We start from the raw sequence: 20947 nt of genomic DNA on the forward strand, positions 1-20947 counted from the left end.
TAAAATTTCTTTTTATACTTAAAAAACTAAAATACAATTCGTTATAAAACTAAAAGATAAAGACGTTTTCATCTGTCAATTCATTTTTTCAAATGTATCAACTATTGAAAACGACCTTTATCTTTACAACCAAACTTTAATTTTGTTTAAATTTTGGAGCCTCAAGAGCCACTTCTTTTACAGATTGCGTTTCGGCAACTTTTTGCAAAGCAAGAATGTAAGCCGCGATTCTTGGCGTAACATTATGTTTTATTGCTGTTCTGAAAACCGTTTCAAAACCTTTTTCTAGAATATCTTCAAGACGTGTATTGATTTGGTGAATTCTCCAAGATTCTAAAAGTGAATTCTGAAGCCATTCAAAATACGAAACCGTCACACCGCCAGCATTTGCTAAAATATCTGGAACGACCAAAACATTATTTTCATGCAGAATTTTATCAGCATCAGATGAAATTGGACCATTAGCACCTTCCACAATAATTTTGGCACGAATGTCTTTCGCATTATTTTGTGTAATTACATCTTCTTTTGCGGCCGGAATCAAAACATCTACATCCAACAACAACAATTCTTCATGCTTAATCGCAACCGAATTTGGATATCCTTTTATGCTTTTGTTATTCAGATTGTAATATAAAATCAATTCCGGAATATTAATTCCGTCTGGGTTATAAAAAGCTTCATTTACATCACTTACAGCCACAATTTTCAATCCTTTTTCAAATAAAAATAAAGCCGAATGCAGTCCAACATTTCCAAAACCTTGAATGGCAACTGTCGATCTAGCTGGTCTCAATTTTAATTTTTGAAGCGCCAATAAAGTGATAATGCTCACGCCTCTTCCCGTTGCTTCTACTCTGCCCAATGATCCGCCAGAATGCAAATGTTTTCCAGTAACTACGGCATGAATCGTTTTGCCGTGAACTATTGAAAATTCATCCATCAACCAGCCCATTTCGTCTGGACCTGTTCCCATATCTGGCGCTGGAACATCTTTTTCTGGTCCAAAAATATCAGACAACGCTTTAGTATAAGCTCTTGTAATTCTTTCCAATTCGGTTTTAGAAAGCGATTTTGGATCACAAATAATACCGCCTTTTGCTCCTCCAAAAGGAATTCCCGTAACAGCCGATTTCCAAGTCATCCAAGCGGCTAAGGCTTTCACTTCATCAAGATTTACGGCGGTATCATATCGAATTCCTCCTTTTGAAGGTCCTAATGCCGTATTATGAATTACGCGGTATCCCTCAAAATTCTGCTCTTTTCCATTATCTAAAGTAATCGAAAAATTCACCACAATTTGTTTTTCAGGACGCTGCAGTTTCAACCTTATTGATTCTTCTAGATTAAGAATATCGGCTGCTATATTAAAACGATCAATCATCGATTGAAACGGATTCTGTTTTATAATTTCTGAACTCATCTTTTTAAGTTTTAAAATGTTAGTTTTTGATTTGGGGCATCAAATTAAATTCTCGTGAAATAAAATCGGCAGTAACTGCAAGTACAACACGGAATTTTCATCAAGCAACAGTGCATCATAATATTAGTGTTTCGATTTGATCTCATATTTCATGGTTATTACTAGTTCTAAAAAAAAGCCTTTCATTGGTGCATGAAAGGCTAAAAAAAAAAAATAACTAACAAGTACTTTCTCTATTAACGCCATTTCATCTCATGGTTTGACATGCAGCACATCGTCAAGCTGCACATAAACGGGATGATATTTAGACTATAGTTTTTCATTGTTGAAGCAAATTTATAAATATATTTTATAAATTCTATCGAATTAGTAGAGTTAATTTTAAAAACTTTTGAAAATATTTTTAAAACACTTGTAAATTAAGGATTTACGGATTTAGAAAAATTAGCTTAATTGCGAAAAAACAATAAAAACAATCGCAATTAAGGCCAAAGTGATGCCTAAAAAGTTGATTTTTGATAATTTTTCTTTGAAAAAAAGCAAGCCAACAACGCTTCCCAAAACTATTACCCCCATATTCATTCCGGCAAAAACGGTAGATGGATTTTCTGCGAAAGCTTTATGAGCCTTCAAATAAAACAATATATTTCCGAAATTAAAGATTCCCACTAAAACTCCAAAAAGAAGGTTTTTGGATTGAAGTTTTACTTTTTTCACGACAACATCATAAACTACAATCAGCAAAGAAACTGCCAAAGAAATATCAAAAACCATAAACAAAGAAGTGGTGTATGGCAAAGCTGTATAAAGAGCAATTTGCTTAAAAAGTATATCGATTATTCCGAAACCTAGAAACACAGCAGCGGGATAAATCCACTTATTTTGATCGTTTGAGGTTTGTTTTTTTAAGATCAATAAAAGTGCTACAAATCCTATTACTAATCCAATAACTTTATAAAAATTAAACTCTTCTTTGAAAATAAGCCAAGCCGCAATTATCGGAATAAAAAGAGACAAACGCTGTGCTGCATCCGTCTTTACGATTCCCATATGTTTTATTGACGAAAACAAAAACAAAAAAACAACTGGAAGCAAAATTCCAACTAATGCATAAATACTCCACGGTACATCTGCAGGGATTGTGGTTAAATCTGGACTAAAAGTAAAGTAGCAGAGTAATAATGCTATTACGTAATTGAAAGTAATGATTTGAATAGCATTTGTATTGTATTTACGAGTGATTTTGAAGATTACGCCAACTGTTACACTGCACAAAATGCTTAAAATAAGAAACAACATAACTTAAATTTTGATTGCAAAAATAAGTTTTAAAACAATAGCAATAAACCCGACAGGTTTTAAAAACCTATCGGGTTTAATAGTTTTCGAAAATCAACTAATAATTTATAATTAACAATTTACAATTATTTATAATTTACTGATATAACTTCCGTACATATCTTTGAATTGATGTCCGGTTGCAAAACGATCTTTGCTCAATTTTTTATATTCTACCAAAGCCCATAAAACGAACTCTTTTACAAAATACTGATCTTTTTTATCCAATTGTGGCTGGTATTTTTTTAGTAAAATATCTAAGGGACTTACCTCGTCTAAGATTTCTTTATATGCTGCATCTGATGCATCATCAAGCAATTCAAAACCGCTTTCTGCAAAAAACCATTCTATCAAATCAGAATAAGGCGTTTTTTCTCCAGGTTTTTCTAATTTCTCAATTTTAGGGAAATATGTCGGAAATAAGGTTCGGATTGCCGAGCCTATTAAATATTGTGCCACAACTGCAGCTCCCTCCTGCTCACCTTCATAAACCAATTCTACTTTCCCTGTAATCGCCGGAATAATTCCCATAAAGTCCGATAAACGTAAAACCGTCTTATCTGATCCCGATTTTAAAGCACGGCGTTCTGCTGTACTTATTAAGTTTTCAAAAGCCGTAATGCTCATTCTGGCACTTACACCGCTTTTATTGTCAATATATTCACTTTCGCGCGCTTCAAAACTGATTTGTTCTAAAATGTCTCTGGCTAAACTTGGCACATAAACTACTTCACTTTGGTTTTCGTCCAATTTTGCTTCTTGTTCGGTAATCGTTCTGGCAATTTCTACAGTTTCTGGATAATGCGTCAAAATTTGTGAACCAATTCTGTCTTTCAAAGGCGTTACAATACTTCCACGATTGGTATAATCTTCTGGATTTGCTGTAAAAACAAACTGCATATCCAATGGCATTCTTAATTTGAATCCGCGAATTTGAATGTCACCTTCTTGCAGAATATTAAACAAGGCAACTTGAATTCTGGCTTGTAAATCAGGTAATTCATTAATCACAAAAATACTGCGGTTTGCTCTCGGAATCATTCCGAAATGAATTACGCGGTCATCAGCATATGATAATTTTAAATTTGCCGCTTTTATTGGGTCAACATCTCCAATTAAATCGGCAACAGTAACATCTGGCGTTGCTAATTTTTCGAAGAAACGCTCGCTTCTGTGCAACCATGAAATTGGAGTTTCATCTCCTTTTTCATCAATTAAATCTTTAGCAAAACGAGAAATTGGATTTAACGGATCATCATTGATTTCTGAACCCGTCACAAACGGAATATATTCATCTAATAATTCCACCATTTTGCGCGCCAAACGCGTTTTCGCTTGTCCGCGAAGGCCTAATAAATTGATATTGTGACGAGAAAGAATTGCACGTTCTAATTCGGGAATTACGGTGTTTTCAAAACCGTGAACGCCTTCAAAAACAGGTTTTCCTGATTTTATTTTTTCACGAAGATTGTTTCGTAGTTCGTCTTTAATACTTGTGCTTTTATACCCAGAGGCTTTTAATTCGCCTAATGTCTTTATATTTTTTATTTCCATTGTATTGAAATATCGAATTTGTTATTGTTTGTTTTTTTTTGGATGATCACATTGTTTCATTCCTTTATGTTAGACGCATTAAAATGCGTCTCTACAATATACATTGTGTTTATAATTTATTTTTTAAAAAACCTTAGCACCTTAGAATCTTAGTATCTCAGAACCTAAAAATTAGCGTACGCGTTTTTTCCTATTCGTTTCATAATCTTCAAAAATCATTTCACCAAGACCTTTCAATCCGGTATAAAATGCTTTTCCTTGATTTGCTTCTGTAAAATGATTCACAAATCGTTGTAAATAAGGATCATTTGCGATCATGAAAGTAGTAATCGGAATATGCAATTTTCTGGCTTGTTGCGCCTGTGTATAACATTTGTCAACAATATATTCATCAAGACCGTTGCTGTTCATATAATAGGAACCATCGCGCTCACGAACACAACTTGGTTTTCCATCGGTAATCATGAAAATCTGTTTGTTGGTATTCCGTTTTCTGCGCAAAATATCCATTGCCAATTGGAGTCCGGCAACAGTATTAGTGTGATAAGGTCCAACTTGCAGATAAGGCAAATCTTTAATAGGAATTGTCCAAGCGTCATTCCCAAAAACCAAAATATCAAGCGTATCTTTTGGATAGCGTGTCGTAATTAATTCCGCCAAAGCCATTGCTACTTTTTTGGCTGGAGTAATTCGGTCTTCGCCGTATAAAATCATACTATGACTGATGTCAATCATCAAAACGGTACTCATTTGCGCTTTGTATTGCGTTTCTTCGACAACCAAATCATTTTCGGTCAGCATGAAACTTTCTACGCCATTGTTGATTTGAGCATTTCGAAGACTTTCTGTCAATGAAATTCGTTCTAAACCATCTCCAAAATTAAACTCGCGGAATTCGCCTGTGTGTTCATCACCATTCCCGGCATGTTTTGTTTTGTGATTCCCGTTTCCGGAACGTTTTAGATTTCCAAAAATCTGGTCTAAAGCCTGTTGACGAATCGCACGTTCTGTTTTTGCAGTAATGCCAAAACCATTTGAACCGTCTTCTTTAACTTCGTCTTTTATATAACCTTTCTTTTTTAAATCTTCGATAAAATCTTCGATAGTGTAGTTTTCGTCGGTCAGTTTATATTCTTTGTCCAACTCTCGAAGCCAGCTGATTGCTTCATCAAAATCCCCAGAAGTATGGGTGATCAGCTCTTTAAAAATGCCAAAAAGTTTCTCAAACGGAGACTGAAATGGGGCTTCGTACGACTTAAAATAAAAACCTTTTTTAAATTCGTTTTTCATAATTTTAAAATTACGGTTTTTTAGAATTACGAAAAACGAAATGTTTATTAATTTTTAGTTAAAATATTCAACCAAAACCAAGTGCTAACAGTGTTAGATGTAATAATTATTCAAACTTTCCGTCAACATAAAACCATGCATCATTTTCAAATTTAAAAGTCGAAAATTCGTAATGCGTCTGCGGTTTTTGATTGGTATCTAAAAAGTAAGCTTTGAATTCTACTGTATTTTCCGTCAAACTCAGAATTTCCAGTTTTTGCCATTTATTTGCTGTCGCCCATTTCAAAATATCCGCTTTTGAATAATATTTTCTTTCAGAAATATAAGTGGTTTCCAAAAGATAATCCGCATTATGGGTAGCGTACGCTGAATATCGCGAACGCATCAAAGCCAATGCTGATGGAGCTTTTTGATTTTGCTGAAGATATAATCCACAACAATTTTCAAATAATAATCCGGTGTCGCAAAAACATTTATGCGTCGCCATCAACTTGTTCCTCTCCGTTAATTTTTACATGAAGTTGATTTAGCAAAACTTGGTAACGACTGATTTCCCTCACTTCTTCATCTTCTTCAGCAAAGTCAATCATTTCGTCTAATGTTTCGCTAACTTCAAGCAATTTATTATTTGCTTCTCTGTCGTTTTTTGCAGCGATCAAATCAATGATTTCTTGAACGTTTGCTTTTAATGTTTCAAATTTACTATTCATTTGTTTTTTTGTTTGCTTCGCCCGTTCGACTTTCAGTCTCGGGTCAGGTTTCAGGTTTCAAGTTTCAGGTTTGTTGTGTTAACTTGCAACATGAAACCTGAAACTTGAAACTAAAATTTTTACTCTTCGTTTTTACTCTCGTTGAACTTTTTCATTATTTCTTTGAGCTTTTCTTTGCGTGAAATCTCAGCTTGTTTTGCTTTTGCTTGGGCTTTATGCAATTTATCATTGTGCTTTTTGATGTTTCTTTCATTATTGCGTCCCATAAATTTCTCTTTTAATTTCCTCTAAACTTTTCTCTGTAAAAATCAATTCGGTTATGATTTGCTTTCTTAAGTCATCAATATCATCATAATCAAAATGTTTTGCCCAAGATGTGAGTTGTTGCAGATTCCGAACTTGTTTTAGTCTTTTTGCGGTTTCAAAACTTGTTCTTAAAATCGCTTTTCCGTCATACTCCGGATTACTTTTATGCTGATAATTGGCAAGATTTTTATCGAAATCGGCATCAATATAATAGAGTTTTTCCTCTGCATTATCAGGATAAAATTCGCTCCATTTTGCAAAACCAATTTTCGTTTTCGATTCTCCCGAAGCTTCGGGATCAGGATCTCGGGCAATCAAACGCCATTTGCTGTTGGCTAATCTCCCCCAATGATTCGAAACACGATACATGCCTTCTTCAGTATAATAATAAGCACTTCCAGCTTTGCTTTCGAATTGCTTTTTCAATCCTTCAATTTTATCAGAAAGCACCTCATGAAAAGCACAAAATGTATTTTTAAAAGAATTTGGATGTGGCTTAAAATTTTTCTGCATGTGCAAATATACTCAGATTACGGCGAACTCCCTAAACCAAATCTAAAATGCTTACCTTTGCTTCTTCAATTTAAAATAAAAAATCATGTCTAAAGATGCACAACAAAAAATGCCGCAAAAAGGAGTTTTTACCGGTATTATCGAAAAAGATGAAAATAATAATTATTTCTGCGGAGAATATCTTTTAGACTATAAAATGGTTCATTCTAATTTTAATGTTGGCGATTGGGTTACTATCAAATCTGTAATCGAAAATCCAAGTGATATCAGCTACGATAAATATCCTAAGAAATCTAGAAACTTTGATAAGGCAAATCATAAGCCGGAAAACTAAAAAGTTAGAAGTTAGAAGTTATGAATTATGAGTTATGAGTTTTTCTTTGTGCATAACAAGATAATTCATAACTCATAACTCATAATTCATAATTCATAATTCATAATTCATAATTCATAATTCAAAAGGAATATTTTTTAGTTGAAAACAGAAAAGTTAAAAAAAAGTGTACCTTTGCAAAAAATTTGTCGATTTGAACTAATTAATATCGATTTCAAACTAATAGACAAGTAGTTACCTTTTATTTATGAAAAAAATAGTTGAATACCGTAAGTTACTAAACGTAGAGAAAACTGCAGAGTTAAAAGATTTAAAAACAATTTATCGCAACGCGATGAAAGAATCTCATCCTGATAAATTTGTTGGAAACGAGGCTGGTTTAAAAGAGGCAGAAGAAAAAAGCAAAACGATCATTGAAGCTTACCATTTTTTAGTAAGTATTCACCCTGATACTATCAAACTTAATTTACCTGAATACACAGAAACAATTACAACTTGCTCTATCACAGATTTCAAATTTGTTGAAGGCCGTTTAATTATCGATTTTTCTAACGGAAGTGTTTACGAATACATCAGTGTTCCAAAAGCAACTTACGTAAAAATGGTAAATGCTGATTCTCCAGCTAGATTTGCAAAAAGACATATCTTAAATGCATTTACTTGGAGAAAGAAAACAAACCAAGAATAGTTTTTGCATCAAAAATATACTCACAAGCACTCTTACAACAGAGTGCTTTTTTTATGCCCAAAAAATGCTAAATTGTTTATTTTCATTCAAAATAAAGAGACAATTAATAGTTTCAAATCACATAAAACCTTCAAAACACCTGATTTTAGGGACTTTAAGCTATAAAAAACTATAACAAAATTTTAGGTTACAAAATTCTTGATGTTCTATATTTTTAAATACTTTTGTTGCACAAATCAATTAACTAATTAATTTTTATAATGAAAAAAATATTTTTTTTACTTACAGCTTCTGTAGCTATTATTTCATGCAGCAAAGTTAAAGACGGAGAGTATCTAATTACAGGAACTGCAACAGGAATTGCAAACGGAAAAACAATCATTCTTCAAGGTCAAGATCCAGTTACTAAAATGACTGTTGCCCTTGATACAGTAAAAGTTGAAAACGGAAAATTCGAAATAAAAGGAAAAGTAGTTGAACCAGCTTTTCACACTTTAATTCTTCAAGATGCTAATGCTCCAATTCCATTTATCTTAGAAACAGGAGAAATTGCAATCGCGATTGATAAAGACAGTATCCACAAATCTAAAATTTCTGGAACTTACAACAACGAAGAGTTTGTAAAATTCCAAGAAGAGCTTAACAAAACTCAAAAAAGATTAATGGATTTCCAAAAAAACAATACTGCTAAAATGCAACAAGCTCAACAAGCTCAAGATACAGCAACTATCAATGGCTTGATGAAACAATACATGGAAATTCAAACAGAAGTTCAGAATGACACTAAAAAGAAGTATGTTACTTATGCTGAATCTCACCCAAAATCTTTCATTTCTGCATTAATTGTAAAAGGAATGTCTGAAGATCCAACTGCAGATGCTAAAAAAGTAGAAAGCATTTATAACTCTTTAGATGAGTCTGTAAAAAATACAACTCCTGGAAAAGAAGCTAAAACTAAAATTGGTCAAGCAAAATTACCTGCTGTAGGTGCATCAGCTCCTCCTGTTGGTAGCGCTAAATGAAGAGCAGATTTTTCAGCGCCTAATCCAGAAGGAAAAATGGTTTCGCTTAAAGAAAGTTTAGGCAAAGTAACCATAGTTGATTTTTGGGCTTCATGGTGTGGACCATGCAGAAAGGAAAACCCAAATGTAGTTGCAATTTATAAAGAATTACATTCAAAAGGATTAAACATTATTGGTGTTTCATTAGACAAAGAAGCTAGCAAGTGGAAAGAAGCTATCGCTAAAGATGGTTTAACTTGGACACATGTTTCTAACTTGAAATTTTGGGACGAGCCAATTGCAAAGCAATATAATGTTGAATCAATTCCAGCAACGTTTATTCTTGATGCATCAGGAAAAGTTGTAGCTCAGGATTTAAGGGGGCCAGAATTGAGAGCAAAAATTATAGAGCTTTTGGCGAAATAATATCAAATATTAAGAATAAAAAAATCTCCCTAGTGGAGATTTTTTTTTTTGCCAACATCTAAATTTTAAATGTAACATTTTTTAAGCTAAAGAAAATTGGATATAATTTCTTCAAAAGATTTATTTTCCATCAATAAAAGCAGTAGTTGACAACTTTTTCAAATCATAATCAGAGTTAAAATCAGCAAATTCAACAAAAGAATATTCTTATTTTAAAAAATAAATAAAAAAACTTCAAAATAGATATTTTTTATTTTATTCAATTCCAACGAATTAAAAAATAACTTTAAAATAACTTAAAATTAAGTGCTTTTTTTGTTTGGAAATGTAGAAAGAGTTCCTATCTTTGCCACCGCTTAGAACAACAAAGCACAACAAGCTGAGATCGGGGAGATACTCAAGCGGCCAACGAGGGCAGACTGTAAATCTGCTGTGTGAACTTCGCAGGTTCGAATCCTGCTCTCCCCACAAAACCTGTAAATTTTATAATTTGCAGGTTTTTTTGCTTTATGACGCTTTTTATTTTTTAAAAGCTCAAAATCTCTACAGCAAAATCCATCAATTCACTGTCAAAAATCATAACAGATAAAAGTAGTCCGAATATCAAAAATTCTAAATATTCACTGCATTATTATTACCATACTTTTTAGTGATTGGAAATTCCGCCTTAAAATCAATTTTCAAAATTGTTCCATTATTATTTTCCATAGTGAAATTGCCATCTATATCATCAGTCAGGCCTTTAATTAGACTCATGCCAAATGTATCAGCCTTCTTATTCGTGAAATCAGTATCAATACCAATTCCATTATCACAAATAATCAATTGATAATGGCCTTCTGCGAAACTCTGAAGTGAAACAGCTACTATTCCCGATTTCTCATCCGGAAAGGCATACTTCAGAGAATTGGTTATAGCTTCATTCAATATAAGGCCTATTGGGACTGCCTGCACCACATCAAGTTCCAGCGGATCTATTTTTATTTCGAAACGAACTCTTTGGCCAAATGAGAATGATTCTTTAAGATACGCAACAAGCTCTTTAATATAATTTTGCATGTTGATTGTCGATACATTATCGGCACTGTATAGCTTTTGGTGAATAAGCGACATGGAGTGTATCCTGTTTTGGCTGTTTTTAATGGCTGAGATTGCCTTATCATTATCCAGATAAGCGGATTGTGAATTCAAAAGGCTTATAACAGTCTGTAAATTGTTTTTTACACGGTGATGGATTTCTTTCAAAAGCCACTCTTTTTCATCCAGCAAATGGCTCAAATTGCTATTTTTCTGATTGATTTCCTTTTCTTTCTGTTCCAGCTTGATATTAGTTCTCTGTTTTACACGATATCTGTTAAATAAAAGACCAATTACAAGAAGCAGCAAAACTAGACTCCAAATCGATACTGTATTTAAAAGTTGTGATTTTTGCAGTTCCCTTTCTTGAAGTTTGGATTGATCACCTAGTAGTATGATTTTTTGTTCTTTATTTTTTGTTTCATACGCAATTTTAAGTTCTTCAATTTGTTTGTTTTGGGTGTTATTTGAAATTGAATCATTTATATTCTTATAATTTTGGAAATGAGCCAGGGCTTCCTTGTAGTTGCCTTTCAGGGAATCTGTTTTACACAGCAAAAGCTGAAGCATATCTGAATTATATTTTTTTTGATGGATCTTGCCAAGTAAGAAAACTTTATTTGTATAATACTCGGCAAGCCTAAGGCGATTTGTTTCGGCATAAAACAAAGCCATTTCCGTATATGCAATAGCAACGTCATTAAAGGTATAGGAATCTTTAAGCTGTGTAGCATAGTAATCCATTTCTTTAAAATATTTTTCAGTTTGCATAAAATTTTTCATCCGCTTATAACAGACAGCTGTTCGATAGGCAAGCATCATTTTGTCAAATGCGCCAGTTGGTGGATATTTAGTTTTTATCGAACTAATAAAATCAAGAGCTTCCCTGTTCTTTCCCTTATCTGACATGGCATCAATTGCACTAAAAATACTTTGATACCAAAATCCATTATTTAGGACATTCTGACTTACTTCAATACTTTTTTTGAACATTTCCAAGGCCTCCTCATTGTAACCCATTGTATTGTAGACATCACCAAGCCTCAAATACGTAATATCCCCTAAAGTAAAATCTTTCTCATCTTCCATCCTTTTTACACTTTTTAAAGCATAATACAAGGCACTTTTATTGTTGTGTTGGTACAATTCTATAAATGCAATAGTATTTTCTGTAAATTGCTGATGGGTGAAACCAATTTTTCTCAAGTCAATCAGATCTTTATAAAATCTTTTCTTTGCAATATTCATTCGTCCTGTCCAAAAATAAATAGTGCTAAGTCTTTGCTCGCTATCAATCCTTTTTTCCTCTAGCCCTAATGATTCGTATAAAAAAGAAACTTCTTTAAAAATTTTTTCTTTTTTAGGATCGAAATTGGTTAAAAGATTCCCATAACACTCTAAAGCATAAGCAAGAGTAATCTTATCATTCACCTTTCGGGATTCATCAATAACTTTTTCAAAATATTTTTTCCCTGCAGCTTCATTATTCGCTTGAAAATAATATCTACCGAGCAAAATTTCGCTTTGATGCTGCCATTTTTTTATTTTAAGCTTATTGCTTTGATCAACAGCATCTTTTATATAAAAAAAAGCATTCTGCAGATCCTTAGGTTTGGTTCCCGGCTTAAAGAGATAAAAACTCCCAAGCTGCAGCAATAATTTAATTTTTTCATCATCTTTAGAACTGGCAAGGAGTCTTTTGGCCTGACTAATATTTCCTTTGTCAATTAAGTCTTGACCAATCAAATATGAACCATCGTTATAACCTTCATCATAAGCTAAAGAAGCGGGCAACTTATAGGCTTTGCTTGCTAATACTACGGAGCTGTCAACATCTATGGCGCCTTGATTGGTTCCATAAAGGAAATTGGCACACGATTTAATCAAATATCTCTTTTTAGGCAAATCATACTTGCTTACCGTCGGTGATAATTGAGCTGAAGAAGTTATTGAAAAGAAAAATAATAAACAAAGTTGCCTCATATAGTTGCGGAATTAATTTCTTTAAATTATGGCGGTTAAATTAATTAAAAAGGTTATTTATACTGGCTATAAATATCAGAAAATTTTTCATAAAACCATTTTATTTGTTATAAAATCATCAAATTGTTTCGTATACGACAAAACTACTAAGCTACTATATACCAATATATTAAATACAAACATAATTATCATCGGCTTCATTTTTACTCAATAAAACGATTTAATTTCCATAGCAACATCAAGGTGATACAACTTAAAAAAAAATAAAGTATACAAAATGGTTATGGACTTAAAGCACAACTCTCCTATCTCCAAAACAAAAGACCTGCAAATCTAAGATTTGCAGGTCTTTTGTTTTGCAACATCCTTTCTGATGTAAAAAGCATTATTTTCTATCGAGTTAATTAACTCCATTCCGGAAACTGAGTACGATTTAAATCAAGCTTTTCAATCGCTTTCATATCACCATTATCAAGCTTGAAATTAAATATATCCAGATTTTCTATAATGTGTGCTTTTTGCGAAGATCTCGGAATGGCGACAATACCGCGTTGGTAATGCCATCTCAGACTTACTTGCGCTGTAGTTTTTCCATGCTTTTTAGCAATTTGGGTTAATACTTCATTCGTAAAAAGACCATTGCGTCCTTCAGCAAAAGGCGCCCAAGCTTGCATTTGAATATTATGCTGTTTTAAAACATTATAATCATTGGCCTGTTGAAAATAAGCATGCGTCTCAATTTGATTTATTACAGGTTTTATCTGAGCGTAAGACAACAAATCTACAACTTGAGCCGGATCGAAATTACTTATACCAATAGCTTTAATTTTTCCTGCTTTGTAAAGTTCTTCCATTGCTTTCCAAGACCCTTTTACATCGCCTCTTGGACGGTGTATCAAATACAAATCAAGATATTCAAGTCCTAGTTTTCTGAGTGTCTCTTCAAATCCTTTTTTAGCATTTTCATAACCCGCATCGTCAACCCATAGTTTTGAGGTAATAAAAAGTTTCTTTCTGTCAATTCCGCTTTGTTTTATTCCTTTGCCAACCGCTTCTTCATTTCCATATATTTTTGCAGTATCAAGCAAACGATAACCCGAAGCTATTGCAGCTGCAACTGATTGCTGGCATAGTTCGCCACTAAGCCCATATGTACCAAATCCTAGCATTGGCATTTTCACACCATTATTCAGCTTCACATCGGGAATGCTTGGGTCATTTTTGTCGATAACATCATTTGCTAATAATTCAGGCATACCAAACGCACCTAAGTAAATTCCGGCTGCCGCAAATTTTACCGTGGTTTGTAAAAATCTGCGTCGGTTTATTTCATTTTTTTGGTTTTGAGAATTCATATTTGCTTGTGTGTGAGTCATTTTAAAATCAGTAATAAAAGTATGTATTATATTTTAAATAAAATGATTAATCAAAGACAGCATTTAAAAACTATTTAACACAACACAAAACGCTAATTATCAACCATTTAAAATTATTTTAAAAAAAATATCATTTTTTAGGTAACAATTAATATCACGCTGCATCAAAAGGTAAACTTTAAAAAATTAAACATCATGAAAACAAAATTTATCTTAATTATCGTATCTATGTTATTTATTTCAAAACCTGTTTTTTCTCAAACTGCCTTTAAGGTTGAAGTTAAAGGAAAGGGAGCACCAATTTTATTATTTCCTGGTTTTGGATGCACAGGAGAAGTTTGGAATGAAACGGTAGCTGAACTTTCTAAGAATTATGAGTGCCACGTTTTTACTTTTGCAGGATTTGGCAATGTTCCTCCAATTGAAGGGCCTTGGCTTTCTACAATAAAGAATGAGGTTGTTACCTATGTTAAAGCAAAAAAATTAAAAAACAGTATCCTAATTGGTCATAGTTTAGGAGGAACTTTAAGTTTGTGGTTGGCATCTGAAGAAACGAATCTATTTAAAAAATTAATTCTTGTTGATGCTTTGCCTGCAAGTGCAGCTTTGATGATTCCTAATTATAAAGGAGAAGCAATTCCGTATGACAATCCGCAGAGCAAAATGATGTTGGCCATGGATCAAAAAGCATTTAATGGAATGAATGCACAAGCAACTTCATATATGTGTTTAAACAAAGATAAACAGAAAACAATAAGCCAATGGATGGATGTTGCCGATAGAAAAACCTATGTTTATGGATACATTGATATGCTTAACTTAGACCTAAGAAAAGAAATTGCCAAAATAAAAATTCCAGTAGTAATTTTAGCGGCTACAAATCCAGATTTGAATACAGTACAAAATACCTATAAAGCTCAATATGAAAACCTGCCGACAGTTAAAATATATTATGCCGCAAACGCCGCACACTTTGTAATGTATGACCAGCCGGAGTGGTTTATGGAAAAAGTAAAAACTGAATTATTATAATAGTGAAAAAAAAGGAGCAGTTTAACGAGATCTACAACAAGCATTATCAAAAAGTGTTTCGTTTGTGCAAAGGTTACTTTTGTGGAGATATTGAATTAGCTTCAGATGCTACTCAGGAAATATTCATTAAAGTTTGGGAGAAACTAGATACTTTTCGCAATGAATCAAGTATCAGCACTTGGATATACAGAATTGCTGTAAACACCTGTCTCCTCTACCTTCGAAAATCATCTTCTAAAAAAGAAATTAGAACAGAAAGTCTTCCGCAGATTGTTTCTGAAGCCTATTCGGATGAAAAAGACGAGCAATTGAAACAAATGTATAAATGCATACAAAAGCTCGAAGAAGCAAACAAAATTATTATTCTGATGATCTTAGATGGCGTAGAATACGAGCAGATCGCTGAAGTAATCGGAATAAGTGAGGAAACACTCCGTGTTCGCGTCCATAGAATCAAAAAAAGTTTAACTCAATGTGTACAAAATGAAAACATTTGAAGAATTACAAGATACTTGGAATCAACAAACAGAATCCAACCTAAAACCAGAAGCCACTGATCTTATACAAAAAGCCGAAGCACATACAAAAATGATAAAACGAAATCATTTTTGGACCAGACTAATTTTAAGCCTTTCCTCAATCCTTCTCATTGCTTATTATATTTGGGTTGCTGCTTACAAACATACCATATTCAACATTGGATTATGCATCATGATCACCATGCTGTTATTGCGCATAATTTTAGAATGGGTTAGTGAAAAAAAATTAGAAAATTTAAAAAGTGATGCTACCTTAATTGAATATAGCAAACAGGCACATCAATTTTATAGCTGGAGAAAAAAGATTCATTACATTTTTACACCTGTAATTTATCTCGTATATATTGCTGGCTTCATTTTCCTTTTACCCGTTTTTAAAGCTAATTTCTCACACGGGTTTTATCTTTACATCCTTATAAGTGGATTTGGGTTTTTTCTTATTTTCGGATTGTTTATGATCCGAAAAATTAAAAAAGAATTAGCACTTCTTCAATTCTTAAAAAATATTTCTTAAAAGCAGAAAGGTTACCTATACAATGTAGTAGATAACCTTTCTTTTATTTTTTGTAATTATTAACGCTCCGATTTCAAACTAATTTTTCCAGTCTGAAGCCCTTTACCAGTTACTTCCAACTGGATTGAGCCCGGAGTTTCGATTGCTTTTACCAAGACCACCAATTTACCGCTGAAAAGCTTCATATGGTCTTGATGGAAGATTTCTAATGAAGTAGCATCTCCATTACATGCCGCTCTGTATGTTGCTGCACCTGTTACTTTAAAATTCAGTTCATCGACCGCCGTAGGACATGGAATTCCGTTTTTATCGACTACCGAAACCGTTACATAAGAGATATCTTCACCATCGGCTTTGATTATTTTGCGATCTGCTTCAAGAACAATTTTATAAGCTTCTCCAGCAGTTTTAATCTCGCTTGTTGCTGCCGGTTTCCCGTTTGAATCAAAAGCAACAACTTTTACAGTTCCTGGTTCGTATTTCACATCATTCCACATTAATCGGTAACGATTCTGTGGTGTTGCGTTATTCTTTTTCTGAACTCCCATACTTTTTCCATTTACAAAAAGCTCTGCGCTGTCATAATTAGTGTACACAAAAACCGGAGTAATTTCGCCTTCTCTGCCTTTCCAATTCCAATGTGGCAAAATATGAAGTGTTTTATCTTTCGTATTCCATCTGCTTCTGTAAAGGTAATAACGATCTTTAGGAAGTCCCGCTAAATCTGAAATTCCAAAATAAGAACTTCTTGAAGGCCACTTTTCGTCGTAAGGCGTAGGCTCTCCTAAATAGTCGAAACCAGTCCAAACAAATTCTCCGATAACCCAAGGTTTGTCATCCTGAAGCACGAAATCTTCATCAGGAACATTTGACCAACTACAGGCTTCTAAATCATAAGAAGAACTTTGAAAATCATCGTACTGTTTATTTTTTTCCTGAACAACTGGAAACTTATAAATTCCTCTTGAACTTACTGTCGACGCCGTTTCTGAACCTAAAATAAATCCTTGTGGAAATGTTTTATAGGCTTCTTCGTAAAGATGAACTCTGTAATTTAATCCAGGAATATCCAGTAAAGCTCCAAAACCAGATTCCATAGTTGCTTTTACTTGATCCATACCAACAGTCACAGGTCTTGTAGGGTCTTCACGATGAAAAATATCCTGCAGCCATCTAGCACGTTTTACCCCTTCGGCTCCCCATTGATCTGGAACTTCATTTCCTGAACTCCACATTACAATACAAGGATGATTGCGTGTAGCACGTACTAAATTCATAATGTCTTCTTCTGCATATTCAGTAAAAAAACGATTGTACCCATTTTCTACTTTTGGCTTTGCCCATTCATCAAAACTTTCAGCCAAGAACATGAACCCCATTTCGTCAGCCAATTCAAGTTGTTCAAAAGAAGGCATATTATGAGAACTACGAATTGCATTACATCCCATATCTTTTAAAATTGTCAACTGTCTTTTAAGTGCGGCTTTGTTTACAGCAGCGCCCAGAGGACCTAAATCATGATGAAGACAAACACCTTTAAATTTAGTCACTTTACCATTTAAACTAAATCCTTTATTGGGTTCGTATTTGATGTATCTAATACCAAATTTAATGCTTTGTTCATCTTTTAAAGTTCCGTTGGCAGCGTATAATTTTGTTACTGCAGTGTATAAATAAGGTGTTTCAGGACTCCATAAACGAGGTTTTGCCACTTCAATTGTTTGGTGGAATCTTCCATCTTTACCTTCCGTACTTTTTTGCGTAGCGATTACTTTATTCGAAGCATCCTTAATTTGCGTCACCATTGAGACATTGCTTCCATTAAACTCTGCTTTGATATCTACAATCGCATTATCACCTTTCGTTTCTGGAGTGGTAATAAAAGTTCCCCATTGCGCAAAACTTTCCTCCTCTTTTACTATTACACTAACTTTTCTATAAAGCCCAGCTCCAGGATACCATCTTGAAGAATAAGGCATATTAGTTAATTTTACAGCCAATAGATTTTCTTTTCCTACCAGAAGATCATTTGTAATATCAATATAAAAATAGCTATAACCATATCCCCATTTTCCAACTTCTTTTCCATTCAAAAAAACTTGAGGTTCACTCATCGCTCCTTCAAAGATTAAAAGTGCTTTTTTCCCTTTTTTGAAAGCTGGAACAGTAAAACTGTTTCGGTACCAACCTGTTCCAATATGTGGCAATGCTCCTGTTCTTCCTGTTTTTTCAGTTGCTTCTTTCTCGCCGTTTTGTTCAATGATTCCCGTCTGAATATCCCATTTTTTATCAAAAGGTCCGTAAATAGCCCAATCATGTGGCACACTGACTTTATCCCATTTTGAGGCGTCAAAATTTATAGCAGAGGCATCATCTTTTACGTCCTTAGAAAAGCGCCAGTTGTCTTTTAGAACAATGGTACTGGATTGTGACATCATTTTTCCAGACGAAAAAATCATTAGAAATAAGAATGATATTGATTTAAAAACTAGTTTCATTTTCTGTTTTATTTTTTTTTACCATTAAGACATTAAGTTAATTAAGCTTTGCGTTTGATTGTTATTAAAAATCAAGAAAATTAAGCATGCTTAATTTTCTTGACAAAGCTTGACTTAATTAACTTAATGTCTTAATGGTAAATTTAATATTTATTATTTAAAAGCATCCAAAGCCGGTGAAGGTTTTCCGTCAGGAAGCCATGCGTTTAATTGATAACCGCTCCAGCTTTTTTCACCTTCTGGCTCCCAATAAATTACGCCCAAACCTTTGTTGTTTGGAACGTTTTTTACTGCTTTTATCGTCGCTTCAAGCATTTCTTTGGTGTTTTCTACCAATGTATAATCGCCTCCCACTTCAACAACCATTACTTCTTTATTATAACGCGAAGTAATGTCTTTCATATTGTTTTCTAGATCTAGAATAGTGCTTTTATAATCGGTTTTGAGCCAATATGGATAATAAGACAAACCTATTACATCATATTTCACCTTATTCTCAGTTGCTTTATCAAAAAACCATCTGAATTTTTCACTTTTATTTCCTTCGTCCAAATGGACAATAACTTTAATTTTTGAATCGATTGCTTTTGTTGCCTCATATCCTTTATTAAGCAATTGCGCCAACTGACCAAAATTGTCCGTACTTCCTTCTGGCCAAAGCATACCACCCGGAATTTCGTTTCCAACCTGAACCCATTCTGGAGTTACTCCAGCTTTCTTCAACAGTTTCAAGACATCATAGGTATGTTGGTAAACATCTGTCAACAATTCAGGGAAAGAATGTTTCGCCCATGCAGCAGGCTTGTTTTGTTTTCCTGGATCTGCCCAAGAATCACTGTAATGAAAATCAATCATAATACGCATTCCCATTTTTTGCGCACGAACCGCCATCACAACCGTTTCTTCTGGACTGCAGTGTCCGCTGGCTTTGTCATCATTTGGATTTACCCAAACACGCAACCTAATTGTGTTGATACCACGATCTTTTAATAATTGCAGGCAATCCTTTTGAGAACCATCTGCATCATAAAATTTATAACCGGTTGCTTCCATTTGTGGCAGCCAACCCACATCTGCTCCTTTTGAAAAGGAACCTTTGTCAACTGCCATTTTAGACTTACAAGAAGTAAGCAAAACACCAGCAATCATCAATGATGATACAATTTTAAGTGATTTTTTCATATTTTTATTCTTTACTGAAAGCTTGCATTACAGATAAGGCATTGTTGTCAAAACTATACAAAGCTTGATTTTCGAATGTAGAACCTGTTGTCGATTGCTGTCCTTTAAAAGCAACCCATTCTCCACCCCAATACGCAAATCCTTGTCCAAATTCTGATGACTTCACAATATTTTTAATATCCATCACAAAAGTTCTTTGGCCGGTTGGAGTTGCAGGGTAACCTGGCACTAACTGATCGCTAGTTCCCATAATATTATTTGTTTGATCGTTGTGCGCTAAAGTAAAAGGATAAGCTGTTTCAGCAATCAAAACTTTCTTGCTGAATTTCTTTCCTAAAGCATCAATCGTCGTTTTTATCACCGTTAAATCTTTACCATGCCAAATAGGATAATATGATAACCCAATATAATCGTAATCCACACTTTTCATTTTGTTAAAAAACCAATCTGTAGCGCCACCATTTACGCCTGCATAATGGATCATTATTTTTGTGTTTGGCGCTTTGCTGCGAATCACTGTGCTTGCAGCACTTAATATAGCAATACATTGTTGTTCATTATCCATTAAATTTCCTTGTGGCCACAATAAACCGCTGTTGATTTCATTTCCAATTTGAATAATGTCTGGATTGATTTCTGCAATAATTGAAGATGTATAATTAGTAACAGCTGTTTTTAAATCGACGAATGATAAATTTTTCCATTCTTCTGGAGTAGTTTGCACTCCTGGATCAGCCCAATCATCAGAATAATGAACGGTAAGCCAAACTCTTAAACCAGCTTGTCTTGCTTTTTGAGCCAATTGCTTCACCTCCTCAAAACCTGAGCGCCCATTTACAGGTTTTTTCCATAAACGAATACGAACTGTGTTACAACCTGCATTTTTTAGTGTGGTAAGCATTGGTTCTACTTTTCCGTTGTTGTAAAATTTAGTTCCCAAATCTTCCATTTGAGGAAGAAAAGACACATCTGATGCTCTAATAAAAGTATCTGTTGCATCAGGTGGATTAACTGCTTCTGAGTCTGAAGCATCATTACTCGAGCACGAAAACTGAATAGCAGTTATTGCAAGTAAACCTAAAATTTTTATATATTTTTTCATTGATGAGAGTCGTAAAGTAAAAAATTAAAAGTAAGTTTTTAAAATGTAAAAAAGAAGCCTC

Annotated in this window: 19 protein-coding genes, 1 tRNA gene and 1 pseudogene; 8 read left to right on the forward strand and 13 right to left on the reverse strand. The window is 33.7% G+C overall.

Annotation, left to right across the window (positions count from 1 at the left end):
• Window positions 1-136: 136 nt before the first annotated feature.
• The 8 genes from H600_RS0117675 to H600_RS0117710 all read right to left on the reverse strand — a co-directional run bounded on the left by H600_RS0117675 (window position 137) and on the right by H600_RS0117710 (window position 7134).
• Window positions 137-1423 carry a Glu/Leu/Phe/Val family dehydrogenase gene (locus tag H600_RS0117675; protein ID WP_026730039.1) on the reverse strand — a complete coding sequence of 429 codons (1287 nt, stop codon included), beginning with the start codon at window positions 1421-1423 and terminating at the stop codon, window positions 137-139.
• A 444-nt stretch (window positions 1424-1867) separates the two neighbouring features.
• Window positions 1868-2722: a DMT family transporter gene (locus H600_RS0117680; RefSeq protein ID WP_026730040.1), complete on the reverse strand. Its 855-nt coding sequence runs from the start codon at window positions 2720-2722 to the stop codon at window positions 1868-1870.
• 129 nt (window positions 2723-2851) lie between these two features.
• A complete protein-coding gene (locus tag H600_RS0117685; protein WP_026730041.1) occupies window positions 2852-4315 on the reverse strand; it encodes a sigma 54-interacting transcriptional regulator in 1464 nt (487 codons plus the stop codon).
• 171 nt (window positions 4316-4486) lie between these two features.
• Complete coding sequence (locus H600_RS0117690; protein ID WP_026730042.1) at window positions 4487-5605, reverse strand: vWA domain-containing protein; 1119 nt, start codon at window positions 5603-5605, stop codon at window positions 4487-4489.
• 106 nt (window positions 5606-5711) lie between these two features.
• Complete coding sequence (locus H600_RS0117695; RefSeq protein ID WP_026730043.1) at window positions 5712-6092, reverse strand: YchJ family protein; 381 nt, start codon at window positions 6090-6092, stop codon at window positions 5712-5714.
• The gene (locus H600_RS0117700; protein ID WP_026730044.1) at window positions 6079-6315 is read right to left on the reverse strand and encodes a hypothetical protein; all 237 of its coding nucleotides are present in this window, start codon (window positions 6313-6315) and stop codon (window positions 6079-6081) included. Before H600_RS0117700 ends, H600_RS0117695 begins: the two co-directional genes overlap by 14 nt.
• A gap of 119 nt (window positions 6316-6434) precedes the next feature.
• A complete protein-coding gene (locus H600_RS23060; RefSeq protein ID WP_167330310.1) occupies window positions 6435-6581 on the reverse strand; it encodes a hypothetical protein in 147 nt (48 codons plus the stop codon).
• Window positions 6568-7134 carry a hypothetical protein gene (locus H600_RS0117710; RefSeq protein ID WP_026730045.1) on the reverse strand — a complete coding sequence of 189 codons (567 nt, stop codon included), beginning with the start codon at window positions 7132-7134 and terminating at the stop codon, window positions 6568-6570. The genes H600_RS23060 and H600_RS0117710 overlap by 14 nt, the downstream gene beginning before the upstream one ends.
• A gap of 85 nt (window positions 7135-7219) precedes the next feature.
• Here H600_RS0117710 and H600_RS0117715 point away from each other — a divergent pair, with 85 nt between their 5' ends.
• The 5 genes and pseudogenes from H600_RS0117715 to H600_RS0117735 all read left to right on the forward strand — a co-directional run bounded on the left by H600_RS0117715 (window position 7220) and on the right by H600_RS0117735 (window position 10051).
• Complete coding sequence (locus tag H600_RS0117715) at window positions 7220-7468, forward strand: hypothetical protein (protein ID WP_026730046.1); 249 nt, start codon at window positions 7220-7222, stop codon at window positions 7466-7468.
• A gap of 247 nt (window positions 7469-7715) precedes the next feature.
• Window positions 7716-8156 (forward strand): KTSC domain-containing protein, encoded by a 441-nt coding sequence (locus tag H600_RS0117720; protein WP_026730047.1) that lies wholly within the window; start codon window positions 7716-7718, stop codon window positions 8154-8156.
• 260 nt (window positions 8157-8416) lie between these two features.
• Window positions 8417-9178 (forward strand): DUF4369 domain-containing protein, encoded by a 762-nt coding sequence (locus H600_RS0117725; protein ID WP_026730048.1) that lies wholly within the window; start codon window positions 8417-8419, stop codon window positions 9176-9178.
• Window positions 9179-9196: 18 nt separating this feature from the next.
• Window positions 9197-9583 (forward strand): annotated as a pseudogene (locus tag H600_RS0117730) (peroxiredoxin family protein); the annotation flags it as partial.
• 387 nt (window positions 9584-9970) lie between these two features.
• A tRNA-Tyr gene (locus H600_RS0117735) sits at window positions 9971-10051 on the forward strand.
• Between the two features lie 144 nt (window positions 10052-10195).
• Here the strand turns inward: H600_RS0117735 and H600_RS0117740 are convergent.
• On the reverse strand, window positions 10196-12643 hold the full coding sequence (locus H600_RS0117740) for a sensor histidine kinase (RefSeq protein WP_026730050.1): 2448 nt from the start codon (window positions 12641-12643) through the stop codon (window positions 10196-10198).
• A 404-nt stretch (window positions 12644-13047) separates the two neighbouring features.
• A complete protein-coding gene (locus H600_RS22265; protein ID WP_245176597.1) occupies window positions 13048-14019 on the reverse strand; it encodes an aldo/keto reductase in 972 nt (323 codons plus the stop codon).
• A gap of 195 nt (window positions 14020-14214) precedes the next feature.
• On the opposite strand from H600_RS22265, the gene H600_RS0117750 reads away from it, so the two are divergent.
• Genes H600_RS0117750 through H600_RS0117760 form a run of 3 tightly spaced genes read left to right on the forward strand, consistent with a single transcriptional unit; the run spans window position 14215 to window position 16104 of the window.
• Entirely contained in the window at window positions 14215-15051 is an 837-nt protein-coding gene (locus H600_RS0117750) for an alpha/beta fold hydrolase (RefSeq protein WP_026730052.1), read from the forward strand.
• A 2-nt stretch (window positions 15052-15053) separates the two neighbouring features.
• Entirely contained in the window at window positions 15054-15548 is a 495-nt protein-coding gene (locus H600_RS0117755) for an RNA polymerase sigma factor (protein ID WP_084157399.1), read from the forward strand.
• Window positions 15535-16104, forward strand: coding sequence for a hypothetical protein (locus tag H600_RS0117760; protein WP_026730054.1), 570 nt, complete (start codon window positions 15535-15537; stop codon window positions 16102-16104). Before H600_RS0117755 ends, H600_RS0117760 begins: the two co-directional genes overlap by 14 nt.
• Before the next feature lie 59 nt (window positions 16105-16163).
• Here H600_RS0117760 and H600_RS0117765 read toward each other — a convergent pair whose 3' ends face one another.
• The 3 genes from H600_RS0117765 to H600_RS0117775 all read right to left on the reverse strand — a co-directional run bounded on the left by H600_RS0117765 (window position 16164) and on the right by H600_RS0117775 (window position 20886).
• A complete protein-coding gene (locus tag H600_RS0117765) occupies window positions 16164-18602 on the reverse strand; it encodes a DUF4982 domain-containing protein (protein WP_026730055.1) in 2439 nt (812 codons plus the stop codon).
• Between the two features lie 153 nt (window positions 18603-18755).
• Complete coding sequence (locus H600_RS0117770) at window positions 18756-19784, reverse strand: glycoside hydrolase family 53 protein (protein WP_245176598.1); 1029 nt, start codon at window positions 19782-19784, stop codon at window positions 18756-18758.
• A gap of 4 nt (window positions 19785-19788) precedes the next feature.
• Entirely contained in the window at window positions 19789-20886 is a 1098-nt protein-coding gene (locus H600_RS0117775; protein ID WP_026730057.1) for a glycoside hydrolase family 53 protein, read from the reverse strand.
• Window positions 20887-20947: the final 61 nt, after the last annotated feature.

The sequence above is a fragment of the Flavobacterium denitrificans DSM 15936 genome (assembly GCF_000425445.1).
In the GTDB taxonomy this organism is placed as follows: Bacteria; Bacteroidota; Bacteroidia; order Flavobacteriales; family Flavobacteriaceae; genus Flavobacterium; species Flavobacterium denitrificans.

Excerpts from the sequence above, each read along its gene's own strand:
- H600_RS0117680 (WP_026730040.1), bottom strand. The coding sequence starts at position 2,722 with ATGTTGTTTCTTATTTTAAGCATTTTGTGCAGTGTAACAGTTGGCGTA.
- H600_RS0117675 (WP_026730039.1), bottom strand. The coding sequence starts at position 1,423 with ATGAGTTCAGAAATTATAAAACAGAATCCGTTTCAATCGATGATTGAT.
- H600_RS0117760 (WP_026730054.1), top strand. The coding sequence starts at position 15,535 with ATGAAAACATTTGAAGAATTACAAGATACTTGGAATCAACAAACAGAA.
- H600_RS23060 (WP_167330310.1), bottom strand. The coding sequence starts at position 6,581 with ATGGGACGCAATAATGAAAGAAACATCAAAAAGCACAATGATAAATTG.
- H600_RS0117715 (WP_026730046.1), top strand. The coding sequence starts at position 7,220 with ATGTCTAAAGATGCACAACAAAAAATGCCGCAAAAAGGAGTTTTTACC.
- H600_RS0117720 (WP_026730047.1), top strand. The coding sequence starts at position 7,716 with ATGAAAAAAATAGTTGAATACCGTAAGTTACTAAACGTAGAGAAAACT.
- H600_RS0117765 (WP_026730055.1), bottom strand. The coding sequence starts at position 18,602 with ATGAAACTAGTTTTTAAATCAATATCATTCTTATTTCTAATGATTTTT.
- H600_RS0117775 (WP_026730057.1), bottom strand. The coding sequence starts at position 20,886 with ATGAAAAAATATATAAAAATTTTAGGTTTACTTGCAATAACTGCTATT.
- H600_RS0117700 (WP_026730044.1), bottom strand. The coding sequence starts at position 6,315 with ATGAATAGTAAATTTGAAACATTAAAAGCAAACGTTCAAGAAATCATT.
- H600_RS0117770 (WP_245176598.1), bottom strand. The coding sequence starts at position 19,784 with ATGAAAAAATCACTTAAAATTGTATCATCATTGATGATTGCTGGTGTT.
- H600_RS22265 (WP_245176597.1), bottom strand. The coding sequence starts at position 14,019 with ATGACTCACACACAAGCAAATATGAATTCTCAAAACCAAAAAAATGAA.
- H600_RS0117725 (WP_026730048.1), top strand. The coding sequence starts at position 8,417 with ATGAAAAAAATATTTTTTTTACTTACAGCTTCTGTAGCTATTATTTCA.
- H600_RS0117740 (WP_026730050.1), bottom strand. The coding sequence starts at position 12,643 with ATGAGGCAACTTTGTTTATTATTTTTCTTTTCAATAACTTCTTCAGCT.
- H600_RS0117750 (WP_026730052.1), top strand. The coding sequence starts at position 14,215 with ATGAAAACAAAATTTATCTTAATTATCGTATCTATGTTATTTATTTCA.
- H600_RS0117685 (WP_026730041.1), bottom strand. The coding sequence starts at position 4,315 with ATGGAAATAAAAAATATAAAGACATTAGGCGAATTAAAAGCCTCTGGG.
- H600_RS0117690 (WP_026730042.1), bottom strand. The coding sequence starts at position 5,605 with ATGAAAAACGAATTTAAAAAAGGTTTTTATTTTAAGTCGTACGAAGCC.
- H600_RS0117695 (WP_026730043.1), bottom strand. The coding sequence starts at position 6,092 with ATGGCGACGCATAAATGTTTTTGCGACACCGGATTATTATTTGAAAAT.
- H600_RS0117710 (WP_026730045.1), bottom strand. The coding sequence starts at position 7,134 with ATGCAGAAAAATTTTAAGCCACATCCAAATTCTTTTAAAAATACATTT.